Origin of the sequence: Marinicellulosiphila megalodicopiae (assembly GCF_045862395.1) — a bacterium.
Classification (GTDB): domain Bacteria; phylum Pseudomonadota; class Gammaproteobacteria; order Pseudomonadales; family Natronospirillaceae; genus Marinicellulosiphila; species Marinicellulosiphila megalodicopiae.
Genome location: NZ_AP023087.1, coordinates 2301476 through 2324602, shown reverse-complemented (window position 1 = coordinate 2324602; position 23127 = coordinate 2301476). Strand labels below are relative to the sequence as shown.

Below are 23127 nucleotides of genomic sequence, written 5' to 3'. Positions count from 1 at the left end.
ATTAAAACGGCCAATATTGACTGTTTAAGAATTTTGAAAACCAACCCTGTCGATTTGAGTTTGCTAAATCTCCAGTCCCTGAATATGTGATTCGAGCATCTGCCAGTTTTTGAGACGAAACGGAATTTTCAACATCAATGTCTTCAGGGCGTAACATGCCACTTAATCGAATGTATTCATCGCCATTATTGAGCGTAATCCATTTTTCACCCCTTACAATTAAGACGCCATTGGGAAGCACTTCAGCAATGGTGACAGTGATAACACCACTCATTTGATTCGACTGACCAGCGCCACCAGATCCTGAAAAATTTCGATCATTACTGATATTGGCTGATAATTCAGGAATTAACGTTCCGCCAATTGTAGGGGCAGTGAATGCAGTTGAGCTGGATTTTTTGCTATTTGCATTGGATGATTTTTTTGAAGTGGTTTTCTCATCCAACATTACTGTGATGATATCGCCAACACGCCTTGCATTTTTATCTGAAAACAACTGCACAGAGGAAGATGATGAATAGATAGACCCTTGCATAGCTGGCGGCGGTGTTAATGATTGAGACGGCACTGGTGCAAAATTAGGGTCATCAGGTACAACTTTTTGGCTTGGCATGGTTTGGCAACTTGAAACAACTACACCAATAAATGCGAATGATTTTAAAGTATTCATAACCACTCCTATAGATTCTGCGTAATGAACTGCAACATACTGTCTGCAGTCGAAACGACTTTAGAATTCATTTCATAAGCTCGTTGGGTTGAAATCATATCTACCATTTCTTCTACGATTTTAATGTTTGAATTCTCCAAAGCCCCTTGAATAATTGATCCAAATCCGTCCAAACTTGGTGTACCTGCTTGAGCTTCACCACTTGCAACGGTTGCTAAAAATAGATTATTACCCAAAGACTGTAATCCTGCTGGATTCACAAAATCAACGGTTTCTATTACTCCTGCTTCAACAGGATCAATTTCACCTGCACTCACCATTGTAACGATGCCGTCTTTACCAATAGTGATGGTCTTAGTTTGTTCGGGCACATCAATTTGAGGCTCTAGGGCATAACCATTTGCGTTAACAATCGTACCTTCATTATTAATATGAAATGTGCCGTCTCTTGTATATGCAATGTTGCCGTCGGGCATGGCTATTTGAAAGAAACCACGACCGTTTACCGCCAAATCAAGAGGTTGTTCGGTTACTTGCAAATCTCCTTGTGTGAAGATTTTTTGTGTGCCAACCGTTCTAACACCCGTACCTAATTGCAAACCAGATGGCAAAATGGTGTTTTGTGATGATTGTGCACCGGGTTGTCTTTGAATTTGATAAATCAAATCTTCAAATACCGCACGGTCTTTTTTATAACCTGTGGTACTGGCATTTGCCATGTTGTTAGAAATGGTTGCAAGCGCTATGTCTTGCGCTTCTAGTCCTGTTTTTCCTACCCAAAGAGCCTTATGCATGACGTTCTCCTAGTTTATTGAAGTTGTAAGATCTGTTCACCAGATTGAGAGACTTCTTCGGCCGCTTTCATCATTTTTACTTGAATTTCGTATTGACGAGATAATGATAAAATTTCAGTGAGCTCTTTAACGGCGTTTACGTTCGAACCCTCCACAAAGCCAGAACGAACTTGCAAAGCAGGGTCGGCAACAAAGGGTTGACCTTCACTTGGCGAGCCATCTCTAAAGCGAAATAATCCATCAGTGCCTTTGGCTAGATCTTGATAAACTGGATTGGACAGTTTTAACTGGTCAATGACAACCAATCCATTTGGTCCGCTTCCTGGAGGTCTTATGGAAATTGAACCATCATTTGCAATTTCAACTTTTTCAAAAGGAGGTAACACAATCGGACCACCTTCACCAAATACCTGCAAGCCTTCACCGTTAATCAGTGCTCCAGTAACATCGACTCTAAAATCACCTCGGCGAGTTAAGACTTCTTCGCCATCTGGTGTGAGCACTGAAAAAAATCCATCACCACCAATTGCGACATCTAAATCATTTCCAGTACTTACCATGGGTCCATCATTAAAATCTGTAGCAGGGCGTTCAGATAATGCATAAGCACGAGTAGGAAAGTGTTCACCGAAAACGGGCATTGAACGAGCTTGAGCCCAATCCGATTTAAACGCGGTGGTTTGTGCATTGGCTAAATTATTCGAATGTGCCGTTTGGGACATCATATTGTTTTTAGCACCAGTCATTGCGATATATATTGCGCGATCCATAATTGCCTCAGCATAATTAATTCATCTGATTGATTAAGTGCAATGGCAATGCCAATGTTAACTTTTACTTATTAATTCCTTTTATATCAAATGCTTACAGTCTTTTATTAATGTAATGCATGAATGCTTAAAAAAAGAAAGCGGAACAAACAATCCCTTGTTTTTCCGCTTTTAGTTTTGATTATTAACGTAAGTTAATAATGGTTTGAGTCACAGCATTGGCTGTTTCGATGGTTTTCGCACTGGCTTGATAATTACGTTGGGCAATAATCAAATGAACCAGTTGTTCAGATAAATCTACTGTCGAGTCTTCTAACGCACTTGATCGTAATTTACCCAGCACACCGGTGCCTGGTTCCCCAATGGTTGCATCTCCTGAATCAAAAGATTCTTGCCATTCGGTGTGACCCATTTGAGTCAAACCTTCTACATTTTGAAAAGAAGCAGTAGCTACTTGACCTAATACTTGCGCTTCACCGTTGGTATAACGTGCGTAAATAATCCCATCATCACCTACTTCCAAATCTTTTAAACGACCGGATGAATACCCATCTTGTTGGAAGTTGGCTCGACTAAAAGGTCCACCATATTGAGTAGAGCCTGTTAAATCAATTTCAAAGTTAGAACTGCTGCTTACCGTTGAAATCGGCAAAGATCCGCCTTCGGCAACATTTTGTGAGGTGAACGCTCCGTTAGAGTCGCCGCTTTCGTCCACTGGGTCCCAGTTTGAAATTAGCCAAGGTCCAGTGCTTTCTGTGTCTAAAGTACCATCGGCATTGTAATACATGCGATGACTGGCCATTGTCGGGGCTAAATTGTCAGGATAAGCTAGTGAAGGATCCGGATCGCCAACATTTAAACCATCTACCTGTGCATAAACAGTCCAGTAATTTAAATCTAATGGGCGTTGCGGGTCATCCGGTTCTTTGACAAAGTACATTTGTAATCGATGTTGAGTACCTAACGAATCATACATTGTGATGGATGCTGTATCATTGTAGGTTTCTGGGTCATCAGGATTAAAGCTATTAATGACATAATCTTCAAAGCTGTTAGAGGTTAAACCGTTGAATAAACCTACTACGCGCGGGTCTGGTTCAATCATTGTGTAGCCTTCATTTAACACAATATCGACAAACCCTCCCACTAATGCAGTCGTTTCTTCGTTGTTTGCGCCACCTAATACCGCAGGAGCGGTGCCATCGACACCACGCAATGTTAATGTATCGGTGGCAACCGTTGAATCAATTTGAATTTTAATGTCAGTACCAATGGTGCTGTGTAACATTAAATTGCCTGACTCTTCATCATAATCGGCAGTGATGCCAGATAGGGTAGTTTGTTGATACTGATTGATTTCTTCAACCATATCTTCAAAATTATTTGCGGTAATTCTTTGATCATTGATCAAAATATCCATTTGACCAGAATTAATATAATCCTGTGAATAGATAGTTAATTCTGTTTCAGCTGTGGCTTTCACACCCGCTAATTCAGATAATAAACTGGCGATTTGGGAGGCTTGTAAATCTTCAGGGATCGTCACTGAGCGTCTAACGTCATTTTCTTCATCGTATAAAACAAACGATTGTTCAGGATAGCCGTTTGTAATTTCAGGCTCTCCAGTAACTAAGTTATTTTCATCATAAGCATCAATTTGTAACATCGCGTAAATTTCTTGTTCGCTGATGTCTTCTCCAATGGCCTGGACATTAGTAACCGAAATTTGAGAGGCTTCTCCTGGAATGGTTGCTACAAAGTTAAGGGTTTTGGTTCCATCTGTATTGGTATGGACTTCAGCTCTAACGCCAACGTATTGATCTTCTTCAGCAGCATTTAATTCCCGGTTGATAGCCGATGCTAATTGTTCAATTGAGCGAATATTTTCATCAAGTGTCACCTCTACAGAACCAGAACGATTATCTTCATCTGGTAAAGGCACAGATAGGTTAACTCGAAAGCTGTTTCGTCGATCTACAGGATCAATTGCAGGTGGAGTGGATTGAGATGAATGTCCAAATGCAGCAAGGGATGATCCATTACTGTCTACATCTAAGGAGTTTGGAAACCCACCTAATTGCGTTAAACTAAAAATGATTCTTCCATTTACATTGCTTGCTTCTACTTTACCTGTAAGTTGTGGATTGGCTGTAATTTGTCCATTTAAAGCAAGTACAATATTGTCAGTTGTTGTATAAGTACCACCTGGTATGCGAATAGTCCCCACACCTGGCTCATCCCCGCCAACTGTTAATGTTAACTCATTATTCGCAGAAATATCTTCACTACCCAATTCTAGAATGGGTTGAGGGCTCGATCCTGCAGTCATACCCAGTACGTCTTGAACTGGATTTGGAAATGTTGGAGACATATCACTGCCAGCTTCATAAACTGAAATTGACTGAGCTCCTGAACGTATATTGGTTAAATACATACGATTAGAAGAATCAACTCCTACGCTAATGACACCATTTAATTGAGCCGAGCCTGCTATTGCTACAGCTACGGCGTTAGACAAATCTGCTTGGCTTGAAAATCCACCACCAGGTACATTTACAGTAATCGTATCTGAATTCGACCCTGAAACGATATTCATATTAAAATAACTGCCAGTGTTACCTGTAAATGGAGATAATGTTAACGCAGCACCAGTAAGAGTTGATGGCTCACCTGGAGTAAAGTCATTAAAAATGAATTCTGATGGTAAATTTCCTTGAACGGTTACAGGTGTTCCTTCAATAGTTGTTAAATCTATGCTGCCTCCATTGGCAAACAGTTCAAGTCCTGCAATGGCTGTATTTACTGTCGGATTTGGTACTGTCCCTAAATCTAAACCTAATAAGGATGCCATGCCGCCAACGTTATCACTTAAAGATAAAATATTCGTACCGTCAGTAGCATATGGACCAAAGGTTTCTACTTGTAAAAAACCAATTCTATTTGGATCTTCAGAAACCTTTATCTTGCCCGCAAGATTTTGATTGCCATCAATTGCTGATTGAAAGGCAGCAACCATATCATTCATATTGTTTATTACAGAGCCAGCTGGAAATGGCTCTATATTTTCAATAATTTGAGACCCATTATTGAAATTTGGACCTTGCAAAGTAATATCAATTGTAGAAGTTATAGAAGGAGGTAAATTACTAAATACACTTTCTGTAATTGTGGAGCCAGGTTGAAAATGTAGATCAGTTGCCACAGATCCAATTAAATCTGTAACTGATGTTATTCTTGTGCCACTTGAGCTAATTAATTGAAACACACCTGCATTATCAGGATCTTCTTGAATGGTTAGTCGACCAGAAAGCGTAACATCATCATTAAGTTGATCTTGGAATTCAGCTAATAATTCAGCTGTATTTGTAATAGGTATTTCGCTAGGGAATGGGCGAATTAGCGCGGTATAAGGTGTTCCTCCATTGATATTAGGATCTTGAATTTGAATTTGAATTGTATCTGAGGATGCGGGTGGGTTTTGGAAAAAACGGTTACTGACACTACCACTGGTTAAGCCTAAATCTTGCGCCAATGTTGACCCTAGGGTATTTACAATACTTGAAATTGCATAATCTTCATCAACAGGGGTAATCGTGTCATTTATATTCGGCACGATTTCTATTGCGCTTGCATTAAATGGATTAATTTGAGCGACAAACTCATTACCATTCAAACCAGCAAGTATTAATTCTGCATTTAATTGTGTATTCAAATCAGTAATTAAAGCCGTTTGAGAGGCATAATTTTGTGAAACTGGAGCTAATGTTAATGTTAATGGCGTTACTGCAGCGACACCTGTTGCGTCAAGGTAATTAACTTCTATTGTTTCACCAATCAAAGGTAAATCATCTAATAAAATTCTATTATCATTTGTTGAGTTATCATTACCTGGTAACGTGGCATGAGTTGAGTCACCAAAGCCTAATTGATTTGCTAATGTTGAGGTGGAAGTGGATGGAATAGAGATAGCAGGGATTGGAAATGTTGTACCATCTGTTGAATATAATTCAATTTGACCTAAATTATTTGGGTCCTCACGAACAAGAACATGACCTGAAAGTACTTCGTTATTGTTTATTGCAATTTGTAAACCAGCAATTGCAGAAGGTAAATCGGAAACATTTCCTGTATATGGAGATATTTCAGCTTCAATTAAAGTGGCACCGCCAGTATTGATAGAAATATTGATTGAATCACTTAATGTTGCTGTAATTGCGACGGTACTGGGTGTACCTAACACATAACCATTGACAATTGCACCACCTGTAGTTGTATTAAAATTTGGAGTGTTTGGGGTTTGATACGCCCCGATAGTTGGTGTTACACCTGAAAATCCAAGCCCTGTATTACCTGCTGTTAATCTGTCCGCTATATTAATATTCGTATTTAAATAACTCGGTGTACCTTCAGTTGTTGGGACATTTAATGTCGATAAAACCGAACTTGTCGCTTCAGCTTGACCAACTTGAGCAACACCAACTGCCAAACCGTTAGTGCGTGTAATGGATCCAAGCTGTTGCAAAACTTGAGCACCTGCAGAAACGTTAACTTGCGCTTCTACACCTTGCGTGCCTTTAGGAGGTTGATTGCCGGTTTCTACTTTTAAATCTTGTAAAATTCCCGTAACAATGCCGTTTTCATCAGTACCAAATCCTTGCAATTTACCGCCTTGATTGTTTGTAATAAACCCATCTTTATCCACGCCAAACATACCCGAACGAGAGTAAGTTTGCGTGCCATTTTCATAACCTAAAACAAAAAATCCCGCACCATCGATCGCCAAGTCAAACACACTGTTTGTTTGGCTGATATTACCTTGAGTAAATTTTTGTGCAACGGAGTCAACATTTACACCACTGCCTATGGCGTTGCCGCCTGTGCCTAAAATGGTAGTGGTATACGCATCGCCAAATTCAGCACGGCTGGTTTTAAACCCCACCGTACTTGCGTTTGCAACGTTGTTACCTGTGATTTGTAAATCTTTATTTGCAGCAGCAATGCCACTTAAACCTGAACTAAATCCCATACATTACTCCGCGATCAATTAATTTGTTTTACATTAAGCAATGAAGTGGTTTCATTACCTGATAAATTAAGTACTAACTCTGAGCCGCCGGTGATGGAAACTGAGTCCACTCGAGCGCTCATTGAGATAGCCATTTCTTGCTGCTGTCCTTCGCTGGTGCCCACCAATTTGAACTGGTAATTTCCTTCCGCATGGGGAATAGGGCGACCTTCTTCATCTGTCTCTAACTTACTTAAATCGATATCAATCATGTCATCGTTAAACTCAAGTTGCGCACCATTCCAAATAAAACGAGATTCACCATTTGACTGATATCCCAAGGAAATATCCTCAACTTTATCGCCTTTCTCGTTGATAATTTGTAAGTGCAAATTATCCATGCCAGCTGGTATTTCGACACTGCCATAAATGTATTCACCCCAGTTTAAATCCGTATCGGTTTTCCCTTCGATGGTGACATGTTTACCCACCAAACTAGAGGCCTGAATGGCTTGGTTGGATTTAAAGTTTGCAGACATATCATCCAAACTTGTCCCCATGCTTTCGATGCCTTCAACGGTCGAAAACTGAGCTAACTGCGCAATAAAATCGCCATTTTCTTTAGGCTCTAAAGGGTTCTGATTATTCAATTGAGCAATCATTAGTTCTAAAAACTGGTCACGTCCCATTTCATTAGATTTGGTTTTATTTGGATCAACTAACGCATATTGATCAAGAACGGAGCTTTGTACACTTGTTACATCAGCCATAAATTACTCCTTATTTACCCATCGTTAATGTTTTTTGAAGCATGGTTTTTGCGGTATTAAATACTTCAACGTTTACTGTAAAACTGCGCTGAGATGAAATCATATCCGCCATTTCTTCCACGACGTTCACATTAGGATAAAACACATAACCTTCAGTATCTGCCATTGGGTGAGTCGGGTCGTATCGAATATCCAAAGGATCGTCTTTTTCAATAATGCCACCGACTTTTACGCCATTACCGACATTATCTTCACTGTACATTTCACTAAAATTTGAATCATGAAATTGCTTTTGTAGGAGTTGAAAAACCGGTTTTCTTGCTCGGTAGGTTTCATCAATACTTGAAGATACCGTTTGAGCATTAGCGATATTAGATGCAGTCGTATTCAAGCGAATACTTTGGGCATTCATGCCAGTACCAGCGATATTTATAACATTACTTAAAGACATCATTATTCCCCTCGAATCGCATTAACTAGCCCTTTAAAACGGCCATTTAAAAATTCAAAACTGGCGTTATAGCCCATTGCATTTTTAGTGAATTCGCTATTTTCTAAATTATCATCAACAGTATTGCCATCTAAGGATGGTTGTGTAGGAGTACGATAAAGCAGATCAAAATCTGCAAAACCAACTCCTGGTAAATGTCCGTTATGGGTTTGATTCACAGCTAACGATGAGTGTTTTCGAACTTCACCTTTTAACACTGCTTGAAAATCCATATCTCTGGATTTAAACCCAGGGGTATCTGAGTTAGCTAAATTGTTGGCTAAAATTTCAGATCGTTCTGCACGAGTTAATAATGCCGTTTGGTGTATACCTAATGAATTTTGAAAACCTAATGCTGACATAACCATCTTCTGTATCAATGTTGTTGTTTAGCAAAAAGCATAAGCTGTGCCAAATATATAATTTATTTAAAATCAATAGGTTACAGTGAATTGAGTGAATTACGGCAATGTAATAGTTGGCAAATGAAACAGATTAGGCAGGGGATTGCCGTTACAATTTTTCACAATCAAGGGACGTTAAAATCAGTTTTCCTTAAACAATCGATCTACACTCAATATATCTATAAAAATAAATAAGCAGGTTTCTAGTGAGAAATACAATTTTAGTAGTTGATGATAGTGAAATGAATAGAATGGTTCTAACTGCTATTTTAGAGTCAAATTATGATTTGATTGAAGCAGATTCTGGCCAAGCTTGTTTAGATCAAGTTGAAGCGCATCAACCCGATTTAATATTGCTTGATGTTAATATGCCTGGAATGGATGGACATGAAACCTGTGTTAAATTAAAAAGCCACGAATCTACTAATTCAATTCCTGTGATTTTTGTTTCTGGATTAGATACAGCTGAAGAACGTTTGGCAGGGTTTGAGGCCGGCGGCGACGAATATTTAATTAAACCTGTAGTAGAGGAAGATTTACTTAAAAAAATTCACGAAAATTTAGGTAAAACCGGTTTAATGAAGCGTATAAAACAAGAAGCCACCGATGCTATGAATGTTGCAATGGAAGCAATGACATCCAGTAGTGAATTAGGTCAGGTCATAAATTTTGTGACTTCAACATTAGAAGCGGATTCACTAAGTAAAATGGCCGAAAAAATTTGCAAAATATCCGAAGAATTTGGCTTATCTTCATGTGCATTCATTCCAAATACACCGAATGTTTTTTATGGTTGCGATGAACAATCTATTGAAGCAAGGTTATTGATAAAAACAACAGCAATTAATGACCGAATAACCCATTTCGGCATCAGAACGATAGTAAAAAGTGATAATTTATCCTTATTAATCAAAAATATGCCAATTGATGACGAAAGCCGTTATGGCCGTATTAATGATCATTTAGCTGTTTTAATTAGCATTGCAGATGGCAGAATTCAAACGATTAAAGCAAATACAGCTTTAAATAAAAATCGAAATATTGTTTTAAGTCGTGTAATTGAAATGACTGAACAACAAATTGAATCCATAAAATCAAAGTTTGTGAAACATGATAGTCATATTCGTACAACCATGCTGGATTTAATCGTTAATTTAGAAAGTGAACTATTTAGATTAGGTTTAGAAGAAGATCAAGAGAAAGCATTAATGGAGCTTGCATATGGCGCGTCTTCAAAAATTGAAGAAACTCGTGGCAATAGCCAAGAATTTGAATCAAGTTTAAGTACTATTTTAGAAATGTTATATGAGTTATTTAATCAAGATGAGTAATCAATTTTATTATTTAAACGAATAAAAGATATTCTGTAGTCATCTTCCATTTAATCATTGATAATTGGGTTTTATCATTCTAACTCAATATGACTGTTTTAAAACTAACCAAAACCTCACCAATAAACAAAGTGCCAACTAACATTGTAACTGGATTTTTAGGATCCGGTAAATCCACCTTAATTCGATCATTAATCACTCATAAAAATAACGATGAACACTGGGTGGTATTAATTAATGAATTTGGCGATGTCGGGTTAGATGATCAAATCATTGAATCAAACTTAACGGATGGTTCATCCAAAAAAGGGCAGATTCAAATTAGCCAAATAGCGGGTGGCTGTTTGTGTTGTGCTAATGGAGTGCCGTTTCAAGTAGCCTTGGTTCAATTACTTAAACAACAAAACAAATCACCTGATCGACTTATAATTGAACCTACCGGGTTAGGTCATCCCAAACAAATCATTAATCAATTAGCGATATTGCCCTATATCAACCTGCAAACTGTATTTACAGTTGTGGATCCACGTAAAGTCAAAGATGCTAGATATGCAGAACATGAACTGTTTACCACCCAAATATCCGTAGCCAATGTGGTGGTGTGTAATAAACAAGATGTATTTGAATATGCAGATGTTGCTTTATTTAAAAACTGGATGATTCAAAAAAATATTGTCTCAGAATTGATTGTTCAAACTCAGCGAGGGCGCATTGATCAGGAGTTATTATCCAAATTTAAGCCTCAATTAAACATAACCCAGCCCAAACTCAATCTACTTTTGAATACTACAGGTTTAAAATCGCAAGACGATTCAATAGACTTTATGGATTTTCAGCCTAATCAGACTAAAAAAGCCATTCAAACGTTTGAGCAAAATATAGAAGGATTCTTTGCCGTTGGATTGATATTTGATCAAAGTTTTATGTTTGACGAGAATATACTTTTTAATGAATTATTAGGTTTGGAGGTTATTAGAATAAAAGCAGTAGTAAAGATTCAAAATAAAACACTCATCATAAATGGTGTGGATTCTGTAATATCTCAAAATTACTCTGAAGATGAAATAACGGAATCCAGGTTCCAATTGATAAGCAATCAACCCATCTGCGTAATCAATCTTGAGGCATTAATTCTTAGTGCTGCGAATTCATAATGAAGGTGTTTTTAATCCAAGGGTCGGATCCAAAAAATTAAAAATGACAGTAAACCAGGTGATAATTTAAAAATGGATCTGGCCCCAATCTATGCAAACCAGTCTTATATTTAAATAAAAGTCAGTTTTTTGAATGAAATTTAAATCAATACCCAACAAATCTTAGCGCATCACACAATACATCAATTCGATTACCACACTGTGGTGCGTATTCGCTTAAATGACGTCGATATTGTTTTGCGCCTTTTACGGACGAAAAAAGCCCAAGCATGTGTCTAGTAATGTACTTAATTGGTATTTCTTCTGATTGAATATATTGCTTAACTTGCGCAATCGCATCACGAACAATTTGATCTACATCTGGTTCTGAATCACCATAAAATTCATGATCAACCTGCATTAATAATCTAGGGTCGTGATACGCTTTGCGACCTAACATCACGCCATCACAGTATTTTAAATGTTCGTGACATTGCTCAGTGGTTTCAATACCACCATTGATGATTATGTTTAAATTACTAAATTCTTTCTTTAAATCGTAAACTCGCTGGTAATTAAGCGGAGGTACTTCGCGATTCTCTTTTGGAGATAACCCTTGAAGTATTGCTTTACGAGCATGAACAACAAATGTGTCACAACCGGCTTTAGCAACATGATCGACAAAATCAAATAGAAATGCTTCTGAATCAAAATCATCAATCCCAATTCGGTGTTTCACAACAACTGGTACATCTGATGCGTCTTTCATCTGTTTAACGGCGTCAGCCACTATTTGTTTATGACCCATTAAAATTGCGCCAATCATGCCATTTTGAACTCGATCAGATGGGCAGCCTATATTTAAATTAATCTCGTCATATCCGTATTTTTCACCTAATTTAGCACAATGAGCCAGTTCAGATGGATCACTACCACCAAGCTGTAAAGCAATTGGATGTTCCGCTTCGTGATATTTTAAAAATCGATGAGCATCAGCATGAATCAAAGCGCCTGTGGTGACCATTTCAGTGTACAGCAATGCATTTTTACTTAATTGACGGTGAAAAAATCGACAATTGCGGTCGGTCCAATTCATCATGGGCGCAACAGAAAAACGGTGAGGGTAGTCAGACATAAAACGATTCGGAATTAAAATGAGCGCGAATTATAGAGAATTATGAATTAGGTACAAGTTAGATGACGAGATAAGGTTTAATCTATTGAAAACGCGATGACAAAAACAACAATATTTTGAACCTGTTTTAGCCTGCATTAAAAGTCCCGTTCAAAGTTCTGCTCAATTGATTGAGCAGAATTAATGAGCCAGGGGTCGGATCCAAAAATTTAAAATTTGTATCAAAATAGAGTAAAAGAAAAATGGATCCGACCCTAGGCTACATTACTAACTGGTTTAAACTTTACGATATTTTCCTGATTCAGCTCGGTTGCGTATATCTGTTTGCACGTAAATGGTGTCTGTAGTAGCAAGCGATGCATGACCTAAATCTTCTGATAAATACTTAAGATCGCGATTCTCCTCAATATCCATAGAGGCACCTGTATGTCGTAGCCAATGGGCACTGGCCGATTTTAACTCATTAGCTTCTAAAGTCAGGCCCGTTTGAACTAATTTAAGGTAGGCATCATCAAATACTTCTTGTACAAAACGGCGCAGTTGACGAGCGCCAAGGCCTTTGTGAGAATTGTTTTTACTGATAATCGCTACGCTTTCATCTAATAATGGTAATGGGCCTAAATTACGGCTTTCACGGTAACGTTGTAAAAAAGGCAAGAATGAAACAGGGACTGAAACATCACGAAGTTTATTGCCTTTACCGTAAACTTTTAACCACCAATAACCGTCTTTGTGCCAAAAATGGCCCATAACGGGTTTCCAATTGTCTCGGTCACTTAATTCTGAAATACGTAAATACAGGGTTTTAAGAGACGCAATTAGAAATAAATGACGTTCAAATCGACTGTCTTGATCGGCCATTTGAGTGGCGCAATCTAGAACAGTCTGCCATTGTAGGTCGCTTAATCGATGAACTTGTCGTACTTGTGTATCTCTCATTAAGTGACGGCAATCTTTTTTAGCTTGTTTGATTGGGTTTTTGGCAATTAAATCTAAATCAATTAAGTGATTAAAGAATGTGGTTAATGCGACAAATGAGGCATTTAGCGTTGACTGGCTGATGTGATACGGCGATTTAAGTTTGGATGCTTTAGATTGTCGTGACACAAACGGTCGCCAATTTGGATTGATTTTAAATATACCGCCAGATTCTTCAAATCGTCGTGCGTTAGCATCTTGGCCGATCCATGCTTTAGGCGGTGACCATAAAAAGTCTGCATACTCTAAAATATCGATTTTATTAAGTTGGCTCAAAGTTTTGTCAGACTTAAAACACCAGCACCATAATAAAAATCGCTCACATTCGTTTCTAAATCGATCAAATGTCCCAGTGGCTTTATGTCGTGCTATAAACTGCAGGTATTCTTTGGTCCAAAGCCAATGTTCATATTTATTAGAGTCAGATGCAAATATTGGCTTTAACAATTTTTGAGTGTCCGGGTAATCTTGATCTTGTGCATCGGCAAATCGTTTGTGGCTATCAAATAACGGAAAAGGATGATTAAGGGTTTGCATAAGAATACCTAGCGTATATAAATATGGAAGTACTCTCAGATTACCTATTACTATAAAAAAAGTCCAATTCTATTTAGTACTGGACATTGTGTGTATTAGATAGGTAAGAGAGAGAACTTCCATATTTAGCTGGGTTCTTATGAATATGCTATTTTGTGAATAATGCCTTTGATCATGGTGAATACGATTGAATTTAGTTGGTCATATTGTAATTACAATTTTTGATTCACTTAAGTTATTACCAATACACTTAATAGATTACTAGCTGTAGATCTGTTGGAAATGCATTTTAATTGAATGTTTAATGTAGATTCAATTTTTTAGATTAATCGGATAAATTACACTTCGATAGATACTTAGATACTCAGATACTCAGATACTCAGATACTCAGATACTTGATCTATTAGATATGAAAATGCTTCAACGTAATAACTTACAATTACTATTCAAGAACACTCATATTCAAAAAATCGATAAATCTAAAAAATATTGTTGAATTAAATCTTAAGGAATCTCTGATTTAGAATCCTAAAGACTCAATAAAAAAAATCTTACAATTTTTTTTCTAAAAAACACCCTGAAATTGCGAAAAAACTCGCATACTTCCTAGAATTTGGCTGGTTTGCCAAATTCTAGGCGTAACTCGCCTAGTTCATTTATAAATTCCTCATCATATAAATATTGGCTAACGTAAATAACATCGTCAGCTGTGCCGCATTTTTTGCTAGCCCTTTGTATTTCACTTTTCGAAATCCAAACTGACACTTTACGATTCTAAAAATATGCTCCACCTTCGCTCTTAATTGCGCCTTTATTTTTTCCGTGGCTTTTTTGTCATTGTAAATTGTGCCCGTCCCGTGTTTTTTTACTAATGAACTTGGTCGCTCTGCGATCAGCCATTGGGCTGAAACATCTTTATTTTCTTCACGCTGATCCGCACCTAAATATCCGCTATCACCACCGATTAATTTTTCTTCACCGTGCAATAAATTATGCGCTTCGGTCACATCATGATGATTAGCCGATGTAAATGTCATGCTGTGCGCCACGCTTGTGTACATGTCGACACCCACGTGCGCTTTCATTCCAAAATAATATTGATTCGCTTTTTTGCAGGAATGCATTTCTGGATCGCGTGCTTTCGATTTGTTTTTGGTTGAAGGTGATGCGTGAATAATTGTGGCGTCCATCAGTGTCCCTTCTTTTAATAATACACCTTGATCAACCATAATTTGGTTCATGGCTTGTTGCATTTTTTCTTGTAATTTATGCTTCTCAAGCAAATGCCTAAATTTTAAGATGGTCGTTTCATCAGGAATTTTATGTGTTAATTCTAATCGAGCAAATTGTCGCATGGATGCAATTTCATAAAGTGCATCCTCCATTGATGGATCACTCATCGTATACCAGTTTTGCATTAAATGAACACGAAGCATCGTTTCAAGCGGGTAAGGCTGACGACCTTTTTTATGCATTTTTGGATAAAATGGCTCGATGATAGGCAGAAAAACGCCCCAAGGAACAAGTCCTTCCATTTGATTAAGGAATTTTTCTTTTCGAGTTTGTTTTCGTTTTAAATGGGATTCTGCGTCTGTAAAGCTGAGTTGTTTCATGTGATATATAGGTTTTATTTAAAATTAATGGACACTCATATTTTAGCATTATTTAAACAGAGTTTCCTTAAGTAACGTAATTTGGGGTCAGATCCATTTTTAATTGGGTTCACAAATAATAGCTTTGACAGAACTTGGATCCGACCCCAGAATGTGTAATTTGATTTTCCGTTTGTAAATATTCACAATGAGACTAGGTGTATTGTGACTCGTCTTTACTAATATTCGGATACTGCGTAAGGTAAATAAAATGATGCCACTGAGATATATTAGCAATTTAACTTTAAATAGTTAGCTACTTTTTTAAGGAGCTTGGTTTTATATGCGTAGTATCTAGCCTGCTTTTAATCAAAGTGACCCATCAATAGTTACATCCCAAACACAATCTGATAAAATCGCGCTCTTTTTTTTATTTAGCCTTATTTAACTTTGGAAGCCTTTTAGATGCGTCTTGCTGATTCTATTTTAGCCGTTAACGATGATTTACCGATCCGTACTAATTTACCTGTTCATAGTGGCAAAGTCCGCTCTGTGTATTGGTTAACTGAACAAGACAGTCGCCGATTGATTGAAGAAAAAGGCTACGACGTTGCTATTGATTCGCCTTTAGCCATTATGGTGATCAGTGATCGTATCTCAGCTTTTGATTGTATTTGGCAAGGTGAAAACGGCTTAAAAGGTGTGCCTGGTAAAGGAGCGGCATTAAATGCAGTATCAAACCATTGGTTTCAGCTGTTTAAAGATAATGGCCTAGCCGATAGCCATATTTTAGACATACCGCATCCGTTTGTTTGGATTGTACAAAAAGCCAAGCCAATCATGATTGAAGCCATTGCTCGTGGATATATAACCGGCTCTATGTGGCGCGCTTATGAAAAAGGCGAGCGTGATTTTTGTGGTATTGCGTTGCCTGAAGGCTTGAAAAAAGACCAAAAATTACCAGAATTATTGATCACACCTTCTACTAAAGGCATTTTAAAAGGTTTAGATGGCGTGCCTGAAGCCGATGACGTGAATATCACTCGTGCCAATATTGAAGAACACTTTGAAGGATTCAACTTCTCAAGTACTGATGATATTGCTCAATACGAAAAACTTTTGAAAGAAGGCTTTAATGTTATTAGCGATGCACTTGCTGATGTTGGTCAGATCTTTGTTGATACTAAATTTGAATTTGGTTATGTATCTGATAAAGCCGGAAATGAAAAACTAATCTATATGGATGAAGTCGGAACACCCGATTCATCACGTATTTGGGACGAATCTGAATTTAATAACGGCAACATCGTTGAAAATTCAAAAGAAGGATTCAGACAGTTTTTGTTAAATCATTTTCCAGACCCAGATATATTATTAAACAAAGAGCGTATGAGCGAGCGAAGCGCGTTAGCACGCAATAATGCATTGCCTGTTGATGCAATCATAGACATTTCAAATACATACTTAGGTATTGCTGAAAAAATCACAGGTCGTAAAATTGAGTTAAGCCAAAACCCTAAAGAAGAAATTGTTGAGATTTTAAAAACTCAATACGGTTTGGTTGATTAAGCTCTCAAGATCATAATCAAAACGCTATTAGGTTTCACAACCAATAGCGTTTTTTTTTCGTCTGTTGTTTTATGCACCTAGTACATATTGTCAGCGTTTTTTAGCCAGGGGTCGGATCCATTAAAGTTAAATTGGGGTCAGATCCAGAAATGAAAAAGTCGGTGTTAATGAGCCTGTAAAAAAGTGGATCCGACCTCTGACTTCATCTGTATAGCTCATTGTGCCAGTAGATATCACATCTCGACAAAAGTATATTTTAGGGGGACATATCTAAACCTGGGGTCGGATCCAAATTTTTAACCAGGCTTTAGAAGAAGGCTAATTAAATAATGGATCCGACCCCTGGTTCCCTCGCTTCCAACTACATATTCGTAAATCAATAACCACAAATAGCAGGCATAAAAAAACCAGCAATCGCTGGTTTTTAAAGATCCTTCGCTTAAATTTATAAGCTCAATTCACGGTTACTTGCTTTGATGAATTCTTTTTTAAGATCTTCAAACGTTTGTACCGCTGGGAATTGTGGAAATTCGTCAATCACGTTTTGTGGTGAATGGAACAAAATACCCGCATCCGCTTCTTTAAGCATAGTGGTATCGTTGTACGAGTCCCCTGCCGCAATTACTCGGTAATATAAACCTTGTAAAGACAATACAGATTGACGCTTAGGGTCTTTTTGACGTAAGTGATAGTTGATCACTTTACCGTCTTCAGCGACTTCTAATTTATGACACAATAAAGTTGGGAAACCTAATTGGCGCATTAAAGGCTGTGAGAACTCATAAAACGTGTCAGACAAGATAATTACTTGGAAACGCTCACGTAACCAGTTAATAAACTCAACGGCGCCTTCTAAAGGCTTTAACGTCGCAATCACTTCTTGGATTTCGTTTAATCCTAAGTTGTGTTCATCTAATATACGAAGACGTTGTTGCATTAACACATCGTAATCTGGGATATCACGAGTGGTTGCTTTTAATTCTTCAATACCTGTTTTTTCTGCAAAAGCGATCCAAATTTCAGGTACTAAAACCCCTTCAAGATCTAAACATGCGATTTCCATGAAAACTCCAATAAATTGATGTAAAAAATAATGCGCGCAACTTTAACGAATGCCCCGCTCAAGTCAAGCACCATGTGCATTTATTCTATTTAACCGAACAATAACAGCCCGTGCTGATCCAGTTGGCAATGGTTTTGTCTGATTGTTCTTGTTTTAAAAACTGCTCAATAAAACTATTACCGCTATTACACGTTAATCCTGAGCTGTACGGCCCTATATATTCGATGTTGCCAGAATCATTAAGTAACACCGTTGCGGGTGTTGATGGAATAAGTGAGAGCAAGTTTTGCCAGTCTTTTGATTGTTGATCTGCGCTCAGTTCACCTAATTCAACATTAATGGTTTTAATGGATTGTGCAGTAGCCAGTTTATCAAGATTTAAAACATGAGATGACGTAAATGAGTTACAAATGCACCAAGGTTGATTGATATGAATTAGTGTACGGCTTGATTGTGAAATACCAGAAAAAGACTGCTTAGTTTGAGCTTGATTGGCCAATAACGTATTGATGGTTTCATCTGAGGCAAAGGGTTTTACGAGTGAGTATTTTTCTAACAGAAAATTAGCGCTTACAATGAGGCCTAATAAAATGACAAAACCAACGCTGAGTAGAATCTGTTTAGTCATTAGTACTTAAAAACTGAGATAATTGTTCTGCATCAAAAGGCCAATCTAACTGGATTGACGTATTAGGGATTTCTAAAACAGGAATTCGAATTTGAAAGGACTCAAGCCAGACAGGATCATCCATAATATCTAATACGTTTATTTTGATATTGGGATTCACTTGAGCAATCAGCGCCAATGCTTGTTCACATAAGTGACAACCATCGGTGCTGTAAAGGTTATAAATTAAAGCCATATTACATCGTATGCGTTGGTTTTTCAGATGAAAGCGAACCTGCTAAATAGGTTTCAATCTTGTCACGAGCAAGGTCGTTTTTCTTTTCGAACTGAACACCAATACCCGAAGCACGGTTGCCTTGTGCGCCTTTTGGTGTAATCCAGATGATTTTGCCAGCTACAGGAATTTTTTCGGGCTCATCCATTAAGCTCATTAACAAAAAGACATCATCACCTAGTTGAAACTTACGGTTAGTTGCAATGAATAATCCGCCGTTTTGCACGAAAGGCATATAAGCGGCATACAATACTGCTTTGTCTTTCATGGTTACGGATAGTATGCCGTTTCTTGGTCCTGCTTCACTCATATTTTACCTATCAATTCGTTTGGTCGATCAAGTTATGCCAGCCTATCAAAATATCCTCTAAAATCAATTGCGGATTGAGATTTTGATGTTTATTGAGACTTAGATTGTATCTTTGAACCTTTGAGTAGAACTCAAATAGGTTTTCAGAGCTAGCAACCTTAGCTGTAAACGCAATAATTCGCTTATTTGCTTCGTATGCTTGGTGATCCCCTGTTTTGGCCACTTGCAGTTTAATACTAGTCGTTAGCCAGTTTTGAAGCCAAAACAATATTTGACCAAGATTTTCTTTTTGCCAATTACTCGACAATTGTACGGGAGATATCTGCTTTTTAAATAATTGCTGTAATCCATCAATAATACGCTGTTGAAACACAATATCATCATTTTCTAGAAAACTTTTTGCTCTAATAGGCTGATGGTTAGACTGATTCAATGCTAATTGAACGGTCTCTTGCGGTTTGTCCGTTTGCTCGATCAGCCATTTCTCGGATACTGCCATTTCAGGTGTGGGTACATGCCATTTTTGACAGCGACTGATAATGGTGGGTAGTAATAGATGTTTTGCCGTTGAAACCATAATCAAAAACGTATTGTCGCTGGGTTCTTCTAGCAATTTTAAAATGGCATTTGAAGACGCTTCATTCATGGCATCAGCCGGTTGAATGACAATTACTTTATTTTTAATTGAAGAGGTAATGTGAGCAAATTCAATCATCTCACGAATGGTTTCAATATTAAGAATGTGCTTGCCTTCAGGTGGCTGAGCCAACATGAAGTCAGGATGAGTGCCTGCTTTTTGTAATAAACAACTACGACACTCACCGCAAGGCTTGTTTTCGTGCTCACACAATAACGCATTGGCTAAATGAATGGCCATTTCGTCTACGCCACAAAATGGATCAGACGATAATAACAAAGCATGTGGAAGCGATTGACGTTTATATAAATCAATAATTTGGTTAAATGCGTTATTTTGCCAAATGTACATCAAGCTTGCTCACGAGCTTTAAAAAAAGCAGTTAAAGTGGCGTCAATTTGAGTTTGAACCTGTTCTAAAGTTTTGCTTGCATCAATGATGTGCATTCTATTGGGCTGAGCCTTAGCTCGAGCTAAGTACCCTTCACGCGCACGGTCAAAAAACTCAACTTTTTCTTGTTCAATTCTGTCTGTAAATCCACGAGATTGAATGCGAGCCAAGCCAATTTCTGCTGGCGCATCTAATAACAAAGTAAAATCAGGTTGTAAGCCATTTTGTACGATGCCTTCTAATTGATTAATAATAGAAACATCCATCTCACGACCACCGCCTTGATAAGCATAAGTTGCATCGGTAAAGCGATCAGATAACACGCATTTACCTTGATCTAACCAAGGATTGATTTTTTGGCTTAAATGCTGAGCGCGTGCAGCAAACATCATCAGCAATTCACAGGTCTGGCTTACGGGCTCGTCACGCTTTGCCAATAATAATTCACGTATATCTTCAGCCAGTGCAGTGCCACCTGGTTCACGAGTCGTTTCGACTTCTAAGCCTTTATTGATTAACCACTGTTCAACAAATGCTAAATTCGTTGATTTGCCTACGCCTTCTAAGCCTTCAACTGTAATAAATAAACCGCTCATTTGACCCCTGAATATGAAATTTGAAAAGCTGATAATTCTACCTTTTTTTTCAAACCGATGTTATCAATGATTAAACTTTTAATGTGTTAAAACCAAAGCCTGGGGTCGGATCCAAAAAATCACGATTGATGCATTACGAAAATAGCCGGGGGTCAGATCCAAAAAACTGATTACCTCGAATAAATAAGCACGCTTAAAAAAATGGATCCGACCCCCAGCTAATCATTTTGAGTCAGGGGTCGGATCCGTTTTTTGTTTTTTGATAGTTGAGCTGGGTCGGCTTGTTGAATTTATGGATCCGACCCCAGGATTTTTGACTCTAGGATTTTCAGGCTTGCTACTTTTGTATTTATTGAGTTTAAGAATGTTTCACGAACTTAAAGAATTACTTTAAGTTGTGTTAAAAGCCTTTAAATTTCAATAGCTTAAAATCTATTACTTCATTGAATAAAGTTCATCCAAGTTTTTGGCTTTCCCATTTGAATCAATGATTACACAATGTGCTCTTCTGAATTCTCTTGGTTGTGTCAGTCCACAACTGTGCGCCATCATGTTGATTTCTTTGTTCATGTTTTTCGCATAGGAATAAACACGCTCGGCTTTGTCTTCTACCACTAGCCCTCTTTGTAGTTTTTCATCGCTTGTGGTGATGCCTGTTGGGCAGGTATTTTTATGACATTGCATGGCTTGAATACAACCTAATGAAAACATAAAACCACGGGCGGTGTTTATCGCGTCAGCGCCAACACATAATGCCCAGACTACTTTTGATGGATTGATTAATTTACCTGATGCAATTACTTTAATTCGATCTCGTAATCGATAGGTAATGAGTTGATCAATTAAAATAGGTAAACTCACATCAAGTGGCAACCCCATATAATCCATTAATGGTTGAGGCGCTGCTCCAGTACCGCCGTCACCGCCATCTAAGGTGATGAAGTCAGGTGCATAATCTAGCCCCTTTTGGTTGATGGTTTCAAATAAATCATCCAGCCATTTTTTATCGCCTAATACAAATTTTATTCCCACGGGTTTGTTTGTGGTTTTGCGAATGAAGTGAATCTTTTCTAGTAATTCATCGGTGTTGGCAATATCTGTATGACGATTTGGGCTGATTGAATCAGTATGAATGGGAATATGTCGAATTTTGGCAATTTCAGCGCTGACTTTTGCAGCGGGCAACATGCCGCCTTTGCCTGGTTTCGCCCCTTGGCTGAGTTTTAGTTCAAACATTTTCACTTGTTGAATTTCAGACAATTCAATTAATCGTTTTTCAGATAATTGTCCATTTTCGTCACGTACACCATATTTGGCAGTACCAATTTGAAAGATCAAATCGCAATCGGTCTTTTGATGAAACGGACTTAACCCCCCCTCACCTGTGTTCATCCAAATGCCCGCTTTTTTAGCTCCCAAACACAACGCTTCAATGGCATTTTTAGATAACGCTCCATAACTCATTGCCGATATGTTAATAATGGAATTAGTGGTGTAAGGTGTTTTGACATAGTGCTCGCCAAAACATATCGTATGGTTTTCTTGATATTGCTCAGGCAGTGTGGGAAACGTACTGTTTGAAAACAACATATCCCCCGGGCTCAACATGCTTCTAGTGGATCCAAACGCCACGGTGGTTTCTACGTTTTTTGCGGCACGATATGCCCAGCTTCGTTGCGCTCTATTAAAGGGCAATTCTTCGCGATCCATGGCAAAAAAGTATTGTCTAAAAAATTCACCAATATGTTCAAAGCGATATCTTAAACGCCCAATGACTGGAAAGTTGCGCATCACTGTGTGTTTGTTTTGATTTCGATCGTAAATGTAAAGCACAATTATAGTAATAAGCGCTAATAAAATGGCTGAACCAAATAACACTAAAAAAATATCCGAAGCGATCGACGCTATTTCATGCATTTTTTCCATCATAATTACTCATAAAAAAAGTGAATAGTAACGATTTTTTAAAAATAAGGACAGCCAAAGAGCAGTTATTGAAGTTATTGAAATTAGAATATAATTTGAACGGACTCTAACTCGATATCCTCTA

General features: G+C 37.9%; 20 protein-coding genes. 3 read left to right on the top strand and 17 right to left on the bottom strand.

The features are described from left to right. Position 1: 1 nt before the first annotated feature. The 7 genes from flgH to flgB all read right to left on the bottom strand — a co-directional run bounded on the left by flgH (position 2) and on the right by flgB (position 8861). The gene (gene flgH / locus TYM08_RS09835) at positions 2–670 is read right to left on the bottom strand and encodes a flagellar basal body L-ring protein FlgH (protein WP_422382799.1); all 669 of its coding nucleotides are present in this window, start codon (positions 668–670) and stop codon (positions 2–4) included. 8 nt (positions 671–678) lie between these two features. Further along, the gene (gene flgG / locus TYM08_RS09830; protein WP_422382798.1) at positions 679–1464 is read right to left on the bottom strand and encodes a flagellar basal-body rod protein FlgG; all 786 of its coding nucleotides are present in this window, start codon (positions 1462–1464) and stop codon (positions 679–681) included. A gap of 14 nt (positions 1465–1478) precedes the next feature. Next, entirely contained in the window at positions 1479–2234 is a 756-nt protein-coding gene (locus TYM08_RS09825; protein WP_422382797.1) for a flagellar basal body rod protein FlgF, read from the bottom strand. Positions 2235–2418: 184 nt separating this feature from the next. Next, positions 2419–7260, bottom strand: a complete 4842-nt coding sequence (locus tag TYM08_RS09820; protein ID WP_422382796.1) for a flagellar hook-basal body complex protein — start codon at positions 7258–7260, stop codon at positions 2419–2421. 14 nt (positions 7261–7274) lie between these two features. Then, the gene (locus TYM08_RS09815) at positions 7275–8009 is read right to left on the bottom strand and encodes a flagellar hook assembly protein FlgD (protein ID WP_422382795.1); all 735 of its coding nucleotides are present in this window, start codon (positions 8007–8009) and stop codon (positions 7275–7277) included. Between the two features lie 10 nt (positions 8010–8019). Beyond that, positions 8020–8460 (bottom strand): flagellar basal body rod protein FlgC, encoded by a 441-nt coding sequence (gene flgC, locus TYM08_RS09810; protein WP_422382825.1) that lies wholly within the window; start codon positions 8458–8460, stop codon positions 8020–8022. 2 nt (positions 8461–8462) lie between these two features. After that, positions 8463–8861: a flagellar basal body rod protein FlgB gene (gene flgB / locus TYM08_RS09805; RefSeq protein WP_422382794.1), complete on the bottom strand. Its 399-nt coding sequence runs from the start codon at positions 8859–8861 to the stop codon at positions 8463–8465. A gap of 248 nt (positions 8862–9109) precedes the next feature. Here flgB and TYM08_RS09800 point away from each other — a divergent pair, with 248 nt between their 5' ends. Both TYM08_RS09800 and TYM08_RS09795 read left to right on the top strand, forming a co-directional pair. Beyond that, the gene (locus tag TYM08_RS09800) at positions 9110–10234 is read left to right on the top strand and encodes a response regulator (protein ID WP_422382793.1); all 1125 of its coding nucleotides are present in this window, start codon (positions 9110–9112) and stop codon (positions 10232–10234) included. Positions 10235–10323: 89 nt separating this feature from the next. Then, positions 10324–11388: a CobW family GTP-binding protein gene (locus tag TYM08_RS09795; RefSeq protein ID WP_422382792.1), complete on the top strand. Its 1065-nt coding sequence runs from the start codon at positions 10324–10326 to the stop codon at positions 11386–11388. 145 nt (positions 11389–11533) lie between these two features. Here TYM08_RS09795 and dusA read toward each other — a convergent pair whose 3' ends face one another. From dusA to TYM08_RS09780, 3 genes are all read right to left on the bottom strand, one after another. Further along, positions 11534–12502: a tRNA dihydrouridine(20/20a) synthase DusA gene (dusA, locus tag TYM08_RS09790; protein WP_422382791.1), complete on the bottom strand. Its 969-nt coding sequence runs from the start codon at positions 12500–12502 to the stop codon at positions 11534–11536. Positions 12503–12778: 276 nt separating this feature from the next. After that, the gene (locus TYM08_RS09785; protein ID WP_422382790.1) at positions 12779–14017 is read right to left on the bottom strand and encodes a tyrosine-type recombinase/integrase; all 1239 of its coding nucleotides are present in this window, start codon (positions 14015–14017) and stop codon (positions 12779–12781) included. A 657-nt stretch (positions 14018–14674) separates the two neighbouring features. Continuing rightward, complete coding sequence (locus TYM08_RS09780) at positions 14675–15631, bottom strand: IS5 family transposase (protein WP_422379715.1); 957 nt, start codon at positions 15629–15631, stop codon at positions 14675–14677. Positions 15632–16075: 444 nt separating this feature from the next. Here TYM08_RS09780 and TYM08_RS09775 point away from each other — a divergent pair, with 444 nt between their 5' ends. After that, positions 16076–17179 (top strand): phosphoribosylaminoimidazolesuccinocarboxamide synthase, encoded by a 1104-nt coding sequence (locus TYM08_RS09775; protein WP_422382789.1) that lies wholly within the window; start codon positions 16076–16078, stop codon positions 17177–17179. Between the two features lie 445 nt (positions 17180–17624). On the opposite strand, the gene thrH is transcribed toward TYM08_RS09775, so the two are convergent. From thrH to TYM08_RS09740, 7 genes are all read right to left on the bottom strand, one after another. Continuing rightward, positions 17625–18242, bottom strand: a complete 618-nt coding sequence (gene thrH / locus TYM08_RS09770) for a bifunctional phosphoserine phosphatase/homoserine phosphotransferase ThrH (RefSeq protein WP_422382788.1) — start codon at positions 18240–18242, stop codon at positions 17625–17627. An 85-nt stretch (positions 18243–18327) separates the two neighbouring features. Then, positions 18328–18870: a DUF6436 domain-containing protein gene (locus tag TYM08_RS09765; RefSeq protein WP_422382787.1), complete on the bottom strand. Its 543-nt coding sequence runs from the start codon at positions 18868–18870 to the stop codon at positions 18328–18330. Beyond that, the gene (locus TYM08_RS09760; protein ID WP_422382786.1) at positions 18863–19105 is read right to left on the bottom strand and encodes a glutaredoxin family protein; all 243 of its coding nucleotides are present in this window, start codon (positions 19103–19105) and stop codon (positions 18863–18865) included. Before TYM08_RS09760 ends, TYM08_RS09765 begins: the two co-directional genes overlap by 8 nt. A 1-nt stretch (position 19106) precedes the next feature. After that, positions 19107–19454 (bottom strand): PilZ domain-containing protein, encoded by a 348-nt coding sequence (locus TYM08_RS09755; RefSeq protein WP_422382785.1) that lies wholly within the window; start codon positions 19452–19454, stop codon positions 19107–19109. A gap of 10 nt (positions 19455–19464) precedes the next feature. Then, the gene (locus TYM08_RS09750; protein WP_422382784.1) at positions 19465–20442 is read right to left on the bottom strand and encodes a DNA polymerase III subunit delta' C-terminal domain-containing protein; all 978 of its coding nucleotides are present in this window, start codon (positions 20440–20442) and stop codon (positions 19465–19467) included. Then, entirely contained in the window at positions 20442–21077 is a 636-nt protein-coding gene (gene tmk, locus TYM08_RS09745) for a dTMP kinase (protein ID WP_422382783.1), read from the bottom strand. The genes TYM08_RS09750 and tmk overlap by 1 nt, the downstream gene beginning before the upstream one ends. 435 nt (positions 21078–21512) lie before the next feature. Then, entirely contained in the window at positions 21513–23006 is a 1494-nt protein-coding gene (locus TYM08_RS09740; RefSeq protein WP_422382782.1) for an FMN-binding glutamate synthase family protein, read from the bottom strand. Positions 23007–23127: the final 121 nt, after the last annotated feature.

Excerpts from the sequence above, each read along its gene's own strand:
- TYM08_RS09760 (WP_422382786.1), bottom strand. The coding sequence starts at position 19,105 with ATGGCTTTAATTTATAACCTTTACAGCACCGATGGTTGTCACTTATGT.
- TYM08_RS09795 (WP_422382792.1), top strand. The coding sequence starts at position 10,324 with ATGACTGTTTTAAAACTAACCAAAACCTCACCAATAAACAAAGTGCCA.
- flgH (WP_422382799.1), bottom strand. The coding sequence starts at position 670 with ATGAATACTTTAAAATCATTCGCATTTATTGGTGTAGTTGTTTCAAGT.
- TYM08_RS09825 (WP_422382797.1), bottom strand. The coding sequence starts at position 2,234 with ATGGATCGCGCAATATATATCGCAATGACTGGTGCTAAAAACAATATG.
- flgB (WP_422382794.1), bottom strand. The coding sequence starts at position 8,861 with ATGTCAGCATTAGGTTTTCAAAATTCATTAGGTATACACCAAACGGCA.
- TYM08_RS09785 (WP_422382790.1), bottom strand. The coding sequence starts at position 14,017 with ATGCAAACCCTTAATCATCCTTTTCCGTTATTTGATAGCCACAAACGA.
- TYM08_RS09755 (WP_422382785.1), bottom strand. The coding sequence starts at position 19,454 with ATGAGTGAAGCAGGACCAAGAAACGGCATACTATCCGTAACCATGAAA.
- TYM08_RS09765 (WP_422382787.1), bottom strand. The coding sequence starts at position 18,870 with ATGACTAAACAGATTCTACTCAGCGTTGGTTTTGTCATTTTATTAGGC.
- thrH (WP_422382788.1), bottom strand. The coding sequence starts at position 18,242 with ATGGAAATCGCATGTTTAGATCTTGAAGGGGTTTTAGTACCTGAAATT.
- TYM08_RS09740 (WP_422382782.1), bottom strand. The coding sequence starts at position 23,006 with ATGATGGAAAAAATGCATGAAATAGCGTCGATCGCTTCGGATATTTTT.
- TYM08_RS09780 (WP_422379715.1), bottom strand. The coding sequence starts at position 15,631 with ATGAAACAACTCAGCTTTACAGACGCAGAATCCCATTTAAAACGAAAA.
- flgC (WP_422382825.1), bottom strand. The coding sequence starts at position 8,460 with ATGTCTTTAAGTAATGTTATAAATATCGCTGGTACTGGCATGAATGCC.
- TYM08_RS09775 (WP_422382789.1), top strand. The coding sequence starts at position 16,076 with ATGCGTCTTGCTGATTCTATTTTAGCCGTTAACGATGATTTACCGATC.
- TYM08_RS09815 (WP_422382795.1), bottom strand. The coding sequence starts at position 8,009 with ATGGCTGATGTAACAAGTGTACAAAGCTCCGTTCTTGATCAATATGCG.
- TYM08_RS09750 (WP_422382784.1), bottom strand. The coding sequence starts at position 20,442 with ATGTACATTTGGCAAAATAACGCATTTAACCAAATTATTGATTTATAT.
- flgG (WP_422382798.1), bottom strand. The coding sequence starts at position 1,464 with ATGCATAAGGCTCTTTGGGTAGGAAAAACAGGACTAGAAGCGCAAGAC.
- TYM08_RS09820 (WP_422382796.1), bottom strand. The coding sequence starts at position 7,260 with ATGGGATTTAGTTCAGGTTTAAGTGGCATTGCTGCTGCAAATAAAGAT.
- dusA (WP_422382791.1), bottom strand. The coding sequence starts at position 12,502 with ATGTCTGACTACCCTCACCGTTTTTCTGTTGCGCCCATGATGAATTGG.
- tmk (WP_422382783.1), bottom strand. The coding sequence starts at position 21,077 with ATGAGCGGTTTATTTATTACAGTTGAAGGCTTAGAAGGCGTAGGCAAA.